Raw genomic sequence first — 12,643 nt, forward strand, 5'->3', positions numbered from 1 at the left:
GTTGTCTGACAGTTTTTGGTAAAGATAAGCTAGATTTTCATTTAGGGACCGAAACCGGTGCCTCGATCAGACGCCCGTACAGATAACTGTAGTCCTGGGCCATCTGGTCGGCGGTGTATCCATGCGAGCGCTTCACGGCACGGCAAGCCATGATGTTGCGGCAAAATTCGTCTTCTATCAGGTTCTCGAGCGTATCGCGCAGTTCGTCCGCACTGGCCGGGTCTACGTACCGGGCGGCATTGCCCCATACCTCGGCCATACTTTCAGTCTTGCCCACTACCAGCGCGCAACCCGACATGGCTGCCTCCAGCACCGTCAGTCCGAAAGGCTCGTATTTGGCGGGCAGCGCATAAATAGACGCTCGGGACAGCCAGTCAGTCACCTCTTTGTTGGTAAGCTGGCCCAGGAAGTATACGTTTTCCAGTTCCATGGCCTCCCCCGTTTCCGGGTGCTTGCCTTCGCCGGCTATGTAAACGGGCCACTGCAGGTCCGAAGCGATGTGCGCCAGCATGGAAATGTTCTTGGCTTCGTCCCACACCCTGCCCAGGCTGAAGACGAATGGTTCTTTGCGTCCGAACTGGAAATACTGCTGTCCACGGCCGTTATACACCACGGCACTGTGTTTGAACGGACCGTATAGTTCCTCAGCCTGGTGCATCATGGCCTGCGTAGGCGCTACCACGATTTCAACTGCCTGCAGTCCTTTGCGCACCATCTCGCTATACCTGTTCCACTTCTTCGGGGCCTCCTCCTGCTTCACGGCGCGCCACCACGACAACACACACGAATGGATCACTGCCAGCACGGGTTTGCCCCAGTCCAAGCTTCCGAAGCTCAAGTGGTTGAGGTGGATCAGGTCAGGCTGCACCTGGTCGCGCAGTTGCAGCAGCCATTCTCCGGCTTTCTCTACGTCCTCCCAAGGGGAGTCCATCCACTCTAGTTTATACTCGCTTTCATATACTGTGAGGTTGGAGATGCTTTCAACCTGCGCGCGCTGCTCCTCGCTCATGGGCTCTCCCATAGTCGCTAGCGCCACATTGGTGCCATGCGATGCTACGGCTCTTGTTAGCTCCAGTGCATACGTCCATACGCTGCCAACCGTATCGGCAGTCATCAGGATAGTCGATGGGTAAAGGGGTATCTTCATTATCTTTTCTGGTGTAGATATGTGTTACATCATGTTTTTGTTCGGGCCGGTATACCTTCTCCGTCCAGTTGCGGAACAGCTTTGGCGACAAGTATAGAAATTGGTAAGCGTACCAGCCAGGTTTAAGGATGGGCCAACGGCTGGCCTGCCAGCGTCTGCCGGCAGTGCATTCTATTACGGGTGCAAGCCGGATTCCGTTAGTGTGATTCTCGGTTTTTTACGATTTTTTAATATACCTATACCCTATGCTCGCTATTCCCCAGAACAATTGCCAGGATTTGGGGTTTCAGAAGGCGCTCAGGCATCGTAGGTTTACGCCTTGCGTATAACATGTTTGAACCACGCAAGCCTTACTTTGAGAGGAGTACCAGAGACCAGTCGTACCAAAGGGCGTATCTTCCTGATCCGCCATGCGCGGCCAGTGGTGCCTAAAAAGGGATACTTTAGCAAGGCGGACGCAAGCAACTACATCAGCGCCTACGACGCAGCGGAGGTGGAGCAGTTTGTCATGGAACACGAGGCCATTCCCTATCAGGAGGTTCGGCAGGTATACTGCAGCACCCTGAAAAGGTCGCAGCTCACTGCCCGACAGATATTCGGGGAGGAGGTGGAATTAGTGGTACGACACGAGTTCCGGGAGTTTGAGCGCCGCATTTTCTCCCTGCCTCTGCTACGGCTACCCATCCGGCTTTGGTTGGTGAGCGCCAGGGTGTTTTGGATGCTGGGCTTCAACAGCCAGGGAATCGAAACGTTCAGGCAGGCGAAGCAGCGGGCACGGGAAGCGGCTTCCTTTCTGGCACAACAGGCCGAGCATAACCCGCCCGTGATACTGGTGGCGCATGGCCTGCTCAACAACTTTATACGCTGGTACCTGCAGGACATGGGCTGGAAGTCGGTCATTAAAGAGGGCAGCGGCTTCTTGAGTGTGACGATGCTGGAGAAGAAATAACATCAACAACACCGGGAATTGAAGCGGTAGATACCTGAGAACTCGCTTTCCTATATACTATACTTTTCTATTTCACGAAGTCTAATCTGTAAGCAACATATTAGGGAGGTGCTGATTTTTGCCTTCTATAAAATATATCTATTTTAATATTTACTTATATTTTATTTAACATAAGTAAATTATTTCTTCGATTTCTTTACAATATTTCCGTAAAAACGTTCTTAAGTGTAAATCAAATTTAACTAATATGAAGAAGAGTATACTATTGAGCTTCTTTTTAGTCCTGGCACTTGTAGGGAGTGTCTGGGCTCAGACTCAAACTGTAACAGGTAGGGTCACCGCTGCCACTGACGGCTCTGCGCTACCGGGTGTTACCGTGCTGGAACGGGGCACTTCCAATGGTGTCACTACAGGAGTCGATGGCGAATACACCCTGACCGTACAACCCAACGCCACACTGGTTTTCAGCTTTATCGGTATGCAGCGTCAGGAAATACCTGTCAGCGGACGCTCCACCATAGATGTGCAGCTGGCTGCTGACGAGCGGCAGCTGAGTGAAGTAGTGGTGGTAGGTTATGGTACGCAGGAGCGTCGTGAGGTAACGGGTGCTACTGCCAAGGTAAAATCTGAGGATATTCAGAACCTGCCGGTTGTAGGTGTTGACCAGGCGCTGCAGGGCCGTGCTGCTGGTGTGCAGATCTCTCAAAACTCAGGTACGCCCGGCGGCGGTATTACCGTGCGTGTGCGTGGTGCAACTTCTATCTCTGCCAGTAATCAGCCGCTTTATGTAGTGGACGGTGTGCCTCTTACAACAGGTGATTTTTCACAACTTGGCTTTGGGGGGCAATCCGTTAACGCTGTTACAGACATCAACCCGAACGACATCGAGTCCATTGACATTCTAAAAGACGCTTCTGCTGCTGCCATCTACGGTTCGCGTGCTGCCAATGGCGTTGTGCTGATCACAACCAAGCGTGGCTCCGCCCGTCAGACGCAGATTAACTTCAACATGTATGCGGGTACACAGAATTACTGGAAGAAACCAAAACTTCTGAATGCCCAGCAGTATACCGACATCATGATGGAGGCTTTCGTAAATGATGGTTATATACCGGAGGGCCAATACACGCCAGAGGAATTTACTGACTTCTATTATAACGGAGTTGATTTCCCGCTGACGGATACGGATTGGGTAGATGAAATCTCCCGCAGGGCTGGTATTCAGAATTATGAAATTTCACTCAGCGGTGGCGATCCGAAGACACGCTATTATGTGTCTGGTAACTACTTCGATCAGAAAGGCGTCGTGATCGGCAGCCGCTACCAGCGCTACTCTACCCGACTGAACCTGGACCACCAGGCGAATGACAAATTCGCACTAGGTACCAGCATCCAGCTCAGCCGATCTGACAGCGATCGTATTATCAGCGATAACTCCATTACCAGTCCATTTGCCAATGCACTGGCAGCCTCTCCGCTTTGGCCGGTTTACACTGACGTAGAAACGAGAACGTACTCTTATCCAAACTTCTTTTATACTAACCCTGTGGCTGAAGGCCGTGAAAACGATAACGAGACACGCAACTTGCGCGCCGTAGGCAATGCCTTTGCCAAATACACCATCACACCTGGTCTTGACTTTCAGGTGAAGGGCGGTATAGACGTGCTGAATGTGGATGAGCGCCGTTACAGCGCAGCCAACTTCCCTGGTGCTACTTTTGAGGCGCAGGGTGGTCAGGCGATCAATGCCACGACTACTGTGTCGAAGAGCCTGTTAGAAGCCACACTCGCTTACAACCGAGCTTTCAACGAAATCCACAGCTTCTCTACCGTAATTGGCGCCAGCAACGAGGACAATGTGATCCGCAGCACCAGTGTGACAGGCGAGGGCTTTGCCAGTGAGCGTTTCCGTTACGTATCGAGCGCAGCCCGCGTAAACGCTGGTACGGGCTCCGAACTTGAGTCTTCACTGGTATCGTTCTTTGGCCGTGTGAACTACTCTTTCAGAGACAGGTACCTACTGGGTGTGAACTTCCGTGCTGACGGTTCTTCGCGCTTCGGCGAAAACAACCGCTATGGTTATTTCCCATCGGTTTCTGCCGGTTGGAGACTGATCGAAGAAGACTTCATGTCGGGTCTTGACTACATGAGCGAACTGAAACTCCGTGCCTCTTATGGTGTAACCGGTAACCAGGAAATTGGTGATTTCCGCTACCTGGCCCTTTACACAGGTGGCAGCAACTACCTCGATCTGTCTGGTTTGGCGCAATCTCAGTTGGCTAACCCCGACCTGAAGTGGGAAACTACCAAGCAGTTTAACGTAGGGGCCGACCTTGGCTTCCTGAACGGCCGCGTTAATCTGGCCGTCGACTACTATGTAAAGAAGACGGACGACCTGCTATTCGCACGCCCTATACCTACCCAGAGCGGTTTCTCAAGCGTGCAGTTTAACGTGGGCTCTACAGAGAACAAGGGTTTTGAGATTGCCCTCAACACGGTAAACATTTCCAACCCAGGCAATGGATTTAACTGGACTACGGACTTTAACATTGCCCGCAACCGCAATAAGGTGACTTCGCTCTACGAAGGGCAGGACATATTCTACGGTTTTGGCGGCAACTCCATCGTGCTGCGCGAGGGCTACCCGATTGGTACGTTTTACGGCCTGGTCGCTGACGGCATCTACAGCAGACAAGACCAGGTTCCAGCTTCTAAAACCGAGTTTAATGGCACGCTGGCTGGCGACGTAAACTATCGCGACATCAATAACGACGGTATCATTACTGACGATGACTTTACGGTAATCGGCAACGCCCAGCCAGACTTTATAGGTGGCTTGACGAATACAGTACGTTTCAAGGGTTTCGACCTGAACGTGTTTTTCCAATTCTCCTATGGCAACGACATTGCTATGCCGTCGCGTGAGTACCAGATGCACCTGGGCCGCTACGACGATAACATGCTGGAAGACGTGCTGGGCAGGTGGCAGCAGGAAGGGGACGTAACCGACGTGCCTCGTGCCACTTACGAAGACCTGAACTACAACGGCCGCAGCAACTCTTCGCGCTTCATCTACGATGGCTCTTACCTGCGCCTCAAGAACCTGGTGCTGGGCTATACCTTGCCATCCACGATCAGTGAGCGACTGAAAATGAGAACGCTGCGCGTATACGCCCAGGCGCAGAACCTTGTCACTTTCACAGATTATCCCGGCTTTGACCCGGAGGTGAATTTTGCAGGCACCAGTAACACCACGTTGGGAGTAGACTTCTACACTGTGCCGCAGAACCGTACCATCACATTTGGTATTAATGTTGGATTTTAATCCTTAACCGATTAGCAAGATGAAAAAATACACCTATATATTGGCCACAGCGCTTGGTTTGAGTGTGCTAACCGGCTGCGAGGATAGACTGGAAGTGGCCCCCACCACACAAGTAGAAGCAGACGTTGCCGTAACTGATTTCAATTCGCTGGACAAGGCAGCACTTGGCGTTTACAGTGCCCTACAGTCTGAAGATTATTATGGCTTCCGATATGCCATCTACCACGAGATCTACTCCGACAACATGCAGTTTGTTGGTACATTCACCACAGATGCCGAGGCTGCCCGACGTGCCTTAACTGCATCTAACCTGCAGATCGAAAACTTCTGGGGAACTATGTACTTGGTTATCAACCGTGCCAACACCGTTATTTCTCAGGCAGAGCGTTTGGTTACGGCTGGTACCATCACGGCAGATCAGCGCGATGCCATCAGTGGTGAGATGCACTTTCTGAGAGCGCTGGCTTACTTTGACCTGGTGAAGGTATTTGGTGGTGTGCCACTTGAGTTGAATGCCACAGCCGGCTTGCCAGATATCCAGTATTTGGCGCGCTCTTCTGAGCAGGAAGTGTATACTCAGATCATTACTGACCTGACTACTGCTGAGAACATGCTAAGCATGGTAGAGGTTGGTGACCCACGCCGTGCCTCGAACCTTGCCGCCACTGCTTTGCTTGCCCGTGTGTATTTACAGAACGGAAACAACGCAGAGGCACAAGCCAAAGCCAGCCAGGTAATCGAGAGTGGCGCTTTCTCGCTGATGCCTACTTTCGCCAGCATTTTTACTACCGAGGGAAGCGGCAACTCGGAGTCTATCTTCGAGATTGATTTCACACCGAATGATCAGAACAGCTTGGGCTCAGCTACCAACCCGAACACACCGGGCCAGAAGTTTTATGTCAGCGAGGATACGTACAATGTATTACAGGCATCGGCTGCCAATGGCGATTCCCGTTTTGCGGCTACTGTTCGCATTGAGGGCTCTGCCAACCGTCGTCGCTTGCTGAAGTACGAAGACGCCGTAAACAACGCCGATAACGTGATCGTCATCCGCTTGGCCGAAATGTACCTGATCAGAGCAGAGGCTGCCGTAAGACAAACAGCCAATGGTGGCGACAACATTCTGCCTGTATCGCCACAGGTACTGTCTGACATCAACTCAGTAAGAACCAGAGCAGGACTTCGTCCGCTGCTTGTTCTCACCAATAGAGCAGCCTTGAGTGAAATCCTGCTTCAGCGCCGCCTTGAGTTTGTGGGCGAAGGACTGCGCTTTATGGACCTTCGCCGTTACAACCTTACCTGCGAAGTACTTGGTTTCTGTGATGCACAGGCCTTCCGTAACCTGTGGCCTATTCCGCTGCAACAGATCGAGATTAATCCTAATCTGGAAAAGAATGAAGGGTATTAAGCCTTGCTTCTATACCTATTGCATAAAGGCTCCCTTTCCGGGGAGCCTTTATTTTTAACAATTTCAAAATAAACTAAACATTTAGTTTGTAAACTAAGTAATTAGTTATATATTTATCCTACCAAGCAACCAATAGCCATATGAAAGAACTCACCAAAGCCGAAGAAGAGATCATGCAGATTCTCTGGAAACTGGAAAAAGGATTTGTAAAGGACATTTTGGAGGAGATACCCGAGCCCAAACCTGCCTACAACACCGTATCTACGATTGTTCGTATTCTGGAGAAGAAAGGCTTTGTGGGCTATAACGCCTTTGGCAAGTCGCACGAGTACTTCCCGCTGGTGGCCGAAGACAAGTACAAGAGCTTCTTTCTGAAGAACTTTATGAGCGGCTATTTCGGAGGCTCTTTCGAAAAGCTCGTTTCGTTCTTCGCCAAGGACAACAACCTGGATGTAAAAGAGCTCGACCAATTGATGCGCCATGTAAAAGACGACCTTAAAGAGGAGGACCAACAAGATGGAAACAACGGTTAATTACCTGCTACAATCAGCCCTGGCCCTGCTTGTGCTATACCTGTTTTACAGAATCGTGCTGCACAACCAACCCGGTTTGCTTTACAACAGGCTATACCTGTTGCTGTCTCCGGTTCTTGCCCTGGCCATTCCGCTGCTGGAGTTGCCGCTGCCCTTTCAAACAGTGCTTCCTGCTACCGACCTTATACCTGCCTTTCAATTGCAGGAAGTGCAGGTAGTGGGCTATGGTTCAGCCGCGTCGACTAAGACACCACTTTTCACCACCGGCCAGTGGCTTCTGATCGTTTATAGTGCGGTCGGTCTATTGCTACTGTTAAGGCTATACCTGCAGGTTGTTCGTATCCGTTCTCTGGCTTCTGCCGCCAAACCCGTTTCATCTCCGAGCGCCGGGGCGACCGTGCTCCAGACCGAAGGGCAGTTCCCTTCCTTTGCTTTTCTGCACTATGTGTTTCTGGGCGATATGAAGCATCTGTCCGTGCATGAGCAGCAGCAGATCCTCTCACATGAAATGGCCCATGTGCGCTTGCGCCATACCTACGACGTGCTATACTATGAGATTTTGACGGCTGTGCTGTGGTTTAACCCGTTGGTATGGCTTATGAAGGAAGAGCTGCGCAACGTGCACGAGTTTCAGGCTGATGCTGAGGTACTGGCGAACTGCCAGCCACAAGAGTACAGTTCGCTGTTGGCCAAGGAAGCGCTCTATATGGCTGGTATACCGGTGGGCAGCTATTTCCAGAAACCCCAGGTGTTCCGCCGTTTGCGTATGCTGCAACTGCATGGCAAACCCGCTAGCAGAACACGGCTGCTTATGGTGCTGCCCGTTATCCTGATGCTGCTGGTAGCTTTCTCGGCCAGTAAAGTAAGCGCTGACATGACAACTCTTGCGGCCGAACCCGCTTCGCTGAAGGAAATACTCGTTACGGCACCTGCCCGGAAAGCGGCTATACCTGCTGGTGAGCAGAAGCAGGAAGCTATAAGTCAGGAGCCAACCGAAGCAATAGCCAGTACTGCAACTACCGAATCAGCCAACGTGGCGAAGAAGGAGACCGAGAAGGTGAAACCAGCCGTTACTTTCCCGCTCTCAGAAGAAGCTTCGGCTGAAAAGCCCTATACCTATGTGGAGCAGATGCCCGAATTCAAAGGTGGTGAGACGGAGATGATGAAGTTCCTGGGCCGCAACATACGTTATCCGAAAGATGCGCAGGAGATAGGCACAGAAGGTCTGGTCGTATTGAGCTTTGTCGTAGACAGGGAGGGGGGCTTGCAGGATATCACAATCCTTAAAAGGCTTCACCAATCGCTTGACAAAGAGGCTTTACGGGTAGTGGAAAAAATGCAGGGCCAGTGGTCTCCGGGTAAACAGAATGGAGTAGCTGTACCTGTCCGCTATACCTTGCCAGTGCGCTTCGCTATAAAGTAGTATTCCAACATATTTTTATACCTGATTTACCCGGCCTGAAATCCGGGGCAGGATCTCTGTTACCTTAGCTAAACTAAAACAAACCATAAAACTTACATCTCATGAAAAACAAGAACACACTCAAAACCTTGCTGGCTGCTCCCCTGCTGGCCCTCTCCCTCTGTTTCGGATTGCAGTCGGAAGCGCTTGCACAAAACAAAAAATCCGGAAACGAACCCTACTCCTATGTAGAGCAGATGCCACAGTTTAAGGGCGGTGAATCTGAAATGATGAAATTCCTGGGCTCCAACATCCAGTATCCGGCTATTGCCAAAAGCAATGGACTGGAAGGCCTGGCGGTGCTGAGCTTTGTAGTTGAAACCGACGGCAAAATTAATGAAGTAAAGACCGTTAAGTCGCTCAGCAAAGAAACCGATGAAGAAGCATTGCGGGTTGTGAAACTGATGAGTGGCCAGTGGAATCCGGGACGGCAGAATGGTGAGGTCGTGCGGGTGCGCTATACCTTGCCGATCCGGTTTGCCCTGACCGAAGCCGACCGTGCCGCCTCCAACACCGTAGCCAACCGCATGCCTGCTTTTAAAGGTGGCACAGAGGCAATGCAGCAAGCCATGCAATCTTATCTGGCCTTGCCCGCCGAAGCCAAAAAGGAAAACCTGAACGCCCGTGTGATGGTGAAATTCTATGTGGACCGCGAAGGGCAAGTATCGAATGTGCGACTGGAAGGTACCAAACTCAAGAAAATGGTTGGCCCTGGCTCCGAACTCGACTACATGGACGCTTCTACATTCCAGCTTCAGAATAAAACTGTCCTCGCCAAGTTAGCTGAATCGGCTATGGCAGCAGTGAAAGCGACATCCGGCCAATGGGAACCGGCCCTCAAAAGCGGTCAGCCAAGCGGTGCCGAAGTAGTATTACCGGTACAGTTCTTAAGCTCAGAGTCTGGCCAAAGCAGCGAGAAGATGGGCGTGCCAACCATGACCAAGTATACCAAATACTCTTATAAAGTGGAGGAAGCGGATGTGAAGCCGACTTTTAAAGAAGGTTCTTTTGAACGTTACCTGGCCAAAAATCTGCGCTATCCGGCTAATGCTACTTTCGAGGGAAGTGTGGACGTGCACCTGGTCATAAAAGAGGATGGAAAAGTTCTCAGCATGTTTTCGGTAGCGATCGGTAAAGAGATTCACGATGCCATTACCAAGACAATTCGGGAAACACAAGATATGTGGAACCCGGGCAAGGTAGACGGTCAGCCTGTGGCGGTTTCGCAGACCATCAAGATACTATTCGTGACAGAAGGAAGTGCAAATAAGCCGTCGGCAGAAGACGTGAAAAGCGCTGATGTAGTGGTAACCAGGTATAAATAAGCTATAAATACAAACTCGTTAGGTTGCCCCCTGGCGCTGCGCTCTGCAGTCCAGGGGTTTTTCTATTTACAGCTTTTAGAGTAAGCAGAATAATCTCTACATTTAGCTTTTCTTTAAGCCTCGGGCTAGATTATTCACCTTATTCATTTCATGAAAACACCTTTACAATACTTTGCATACCTGACGCTAGCTTTTACAATTAGCTTACTGAGCCCTGCTGTTGCTCAGACAAAAAAACCTGAAAAACGGGACATCTATACCTTTGTAGAACAAATGCCGGTATTCGAAGGAGGTGAAACGGGTATGATGCAGTACAAAAGTGACTGTTACCCCTGATGGGAGCTAAACTAAACGGGCTGACCATGTAGAGGTCAGCCCATTTGATTTTAAGCAGACCTACACCTTACAAATCCCATTCATTGAGCGTAGCCATGGCATGGTAGGCAGTCATATCGAACTGGCAGGGCACGACCGATACGTAGTTATTCAACAGCGCCCACTCGTCGGTGTCCTCGCCTTTGTCGAAGTTCACGAAGCTACCCGTCAACCAGAAATAGTGGCGGTTGCGCGGGTCGAGGCGTTCGTCAAATTCTTCCTGCCACTTGGCATGTGCTTGCCGGCATACCTTCACGCCTTTTATGGGTTCATTGCTTTTCTTTGGCAGGTTCACGTTCAGGGCCGTGTTTTCAGGTATACCGTGCTCCAGCGCCTGCCGGATGATCAGTTCCACAAACTCCTCGGTATGAGAAAAATTCGCTTCGTGTCCGTAATCACAAAGTGAAAAACCGATAGCCGGAAGCCCTTCGATTGCCGCCTCAATCGCTGCTGACATGGTGCCTGAATAAAGTACACTAATGCTCGAGTTCGAGCCGTGGTTGATGCCACTCACCACCAGGTCGGGCTTGCGGTCTTTCAGTACATGGAACTTGGCCAGTTTCACGCAGTCGGCCGGGGTGCCGGAGCACTCGTACGCCTCTATATCCAAATCGTCAAAAGCGATGGAGCGGTCGAGCCGCAGGGTGTTCCCGATCGTGATCGCGTGCCCCATACCTGACTGCGGACCGTCGGGCGCCACAACTACGACGTCCCCTATCCTCTTGGCCACTTTCACCAGCATACGTATGCCTGGCGCTGTGATGCCGTCATCGTTCGAAACCAGTATTAATGGTAAAGCCATTTTATTATTTTTAGTTGATGTATAACAAAAGAAACGAATTCCGTTTTGGTGCTAATATACGACAACCCCGGCTCTCAGAACAGGGTTACAAGGAATATAATGATTCCCTAATCTTACCTTATGCTCAAGAATATATTGTACGCTATCCTGTTGGGGGTGGGTATGGCAGCTTGCCTGGCCGACCATGACAACACTGGTCAAGCGGACTCCAACTCAAATACAACAGCGGGTGGGGCGATGTCAGAAACCGTTGAACCCGACACGAACACTGAAGTCACAGACCCGGCTAATTTAGTGCTTGCCAAAGGACAGGCGGGCAGGGTCAGGATCGGTATGCCCATAGAAGAAATGCGCAGCCAAGTGCCGGCAGGCTGGCAGATCAGGGACACCACCCTGCAACTGGAAGGCCAGCAATACACGGCGTATGTGCTCAACAATCCGGAAAGCCCGCACGGCATGCTGGTGGAGCAACTCTGCGAGCCCAACTGCCAGGTATGGCGCATCAGCATCCGCGACACCAACTACAGAACAGCCCAGGGTATAGGAGTCGGGTCTAAGTACGGTGAGGTGGCACAGCAGCACCCTATTGACTACACCAGCATAGGTGAGGCGGGTTTTGTGGCTGTGAGCGAAAAATCGGGTATGTCCTTCATCTTGGATTCCTCACAATTAGATCAGAATAGCCTTCATAAACTGAAACCCGACCAGATACCTGCCAATACACTTGTGCGTGGCATTTTAATATATTAGGTTATTGTAATATTTATTCGGATTGCGTATTATTGCTCGCATGTCATTACTCCGCGCCCGCTATAGCTATAAAAACACCGGACTGTTGCTTCTCCGCATCGGCATCGGCATCATGTTCATACTCCATGGCTGGCCCAAAATGGTGGGCGGATCGGAGCGCTGGGCGAAGATCGGAGCGAACATGCAGCTGCTGGGGATTGATTTTATGCCGGAGTTCTGGGGTTTTATGGCTGCTTTTGCCGAAACGGTAGGTGGTGCGCTGCTGGTGCTTGGTTTGTTTTTCAGGCCCGTTACCGTGCTGCTCGTCATCACTATGCTGGTGGCAACCCTGCGCCATGTCACTGCCGGCGATGGTTTTGGCGGGTACTCCCACTCGCTTGAAGCAGCCATCCTCTTTTTCGCCCTCTACTTTATTGGCCCTGGCAGGTATAGCCTCGATAAAACACTATTCCCCAATAAGAACCGGAAAACATTTCAGGTATAGCCTATACCGGTGCACGATTCGGACAGGCCTTGATCTGAACTTACAAGGTATAAAAACAACGCTCAGACAATTTTCTGATTCCA

At 51.0% G+C, this 12,643-nt stretch carries 10 protein-coding genes; 8 read left to right on the top strand and 2 right to left on the bottom strand.

Going from position 1 to position 12,643, the window contains the following annotated elements; genetic code table 11:
- Nucleotides 1-37: 37 nt before the first annotated feature.
- Nucleotides 38-1,147 carry a glycosyltransferase gene (locus tag AC4QZR_RS14705; protein WP_494481594.1) on the bottom strand — a complete coding sequence of 370 codons (1,110 nt, stop codon included), beginning with the start codon at nt 1,145-1,147 and terminating at the stop codon, nt 38-40.
- A gap of 355 nt (nt 1,148-1,502) precedes the next feature.
- On the opposite strand from AC4QZR_RS14705, the gene AC4QZR_RS14710 reads away from it, so the two are divergent.
- The 6 genes from AC4QZR_RS14710 to AC4QZR_RS14735 all read left to right on the top strand — a co-directional run bounded on the left by AC4QZR_RS14710 (nt 1,503) and on the right by AC4QZR_RS14735 (nt 10,149).
- Nucleotides 1,503-2,096, top strand: a complete 594-nt coding sequence (locus AC4QZR_RS14710; RefSeq protein ID WP_494481595.1) for a histidine phosphatase family protein — start codon at nt 1,503-1,505, stop codon at nt 2,094-2,096.
- A gap of 247 nt (nt 2,097-2,343) precedes the next feature.
- Nucleotides 2,344-5,421, top strand: a complete 3,078-nt coding sequence (locus AC4QZR_RS14715) for a SusC/RagA family TonB-linked outer membrane protein (RefSeq protein ID WP_494481596.1) — start codon at nt 2,344-2,346, stop codon at nt 5,419-5,421.
- A gap of 19 nt (nt 5,422-5,440) precedes the next feature.
- Entirely contained in the window at nt 5,441-6,829 is a 1,389-nt protein-coding gene (locus tag AC4QZR_RS14720; protein WP_494481597.1) for a RagB/SusD family nutrient uptake outer membrane protein, read from the top strand.
- Between the two features lie 140 nt (nt 6,830-6,969).
- Nucleotides 6,970-7,362, top strand: coding sequence for a BlaI/MecI/CopY family transcriptional regulator (locus AC4QZR_RS14725; RefSeq protein WP_494481598.1), 393 nt, complete (start codon nt 6,970-6,972; stop codon nt 7,360-7,362).
- Complete coding sequence (locus AC4QZR_RS14730; RefSeq protein WP_494481599.1) at nt 7,346-8,785, top strand: TonB family protein; 1,440 nt, start codon at nt 7,346-7,348, stop codon at nt 8,783-8,785. Before AC4QZR_RS14725 ends, AC4QZR_RS14730 begins: the two co-directional genes overlap by 17 nt.
- 101 nt (nt 8,786-8,886) lie before the next feature.
- Nucleotides 8,887-10,149 (top strand): TonB family protein, encoded by a 1,263-nt coding sequence (locus AC4QZR_RS14735; protein WP_494481600.1) that lies wholly within the window; start codon nt 8,887-8,889, stop codon nt 10,147-10,149.
- A gap of 403 nt (nt 10,150-10,552) precedes the next feature.
- Here the strand turns inward: AC4QZR_RS14735 and surE are convergent, their stop codons facing one another.
- Nucleotides 10,553-11,326: a 5'/3'-nucleotidase SurE gene (gene surE, locus AC4QZR_RS14740; protein WP_494481601.1), complete on the bottom strand. Its 774-nt coding sequence runs from the start codon at nt 11,324-11,326 to the stop codon at nt 10,553-10,555.
- A gap of 120 nt (nt 11,327-11,446) precedes the next feature.
- Here surE and AC4QZR_RS14745 point away from each other — a divergent pair, with 120 nt between their 5' ends.
- Both AC4QZR_RS14745 and AC4QZR_RS14750 read left to right on the top strand, forming a co-directional pair.
- Nucleotides 11,447-12,076 carry a mechanosensitive ion channel protein MscS gene (locus tag AC4QZR_RS14745; protein ID WP_494481602.1) on the top strand — a complete coding sequence of 210 codons (630 nt, stop codon included), beginning with the start codon at nt 11,447-11,449 and terminating at the stop codon, nt 12,074-12,076.
- 40 nt (nt 12,077-12,116) lie between these two features.
- Complete coding sequence (locus tag AC4QZR_RS14750; protein WP_253402842.1) at nt 12,117-12,560, top strand: DoxX family protein; 444 nt, start codon at nt 12,117-12,119, stop codon at nt 12,558-12,560.
- Nucleotides 12,561-12,643 lie beyond the last annotated feature (83 nt).

The sequence above is a fragment of the Pontibacter sp. YIM B11418 genome, from assembly GCF_059278805.1.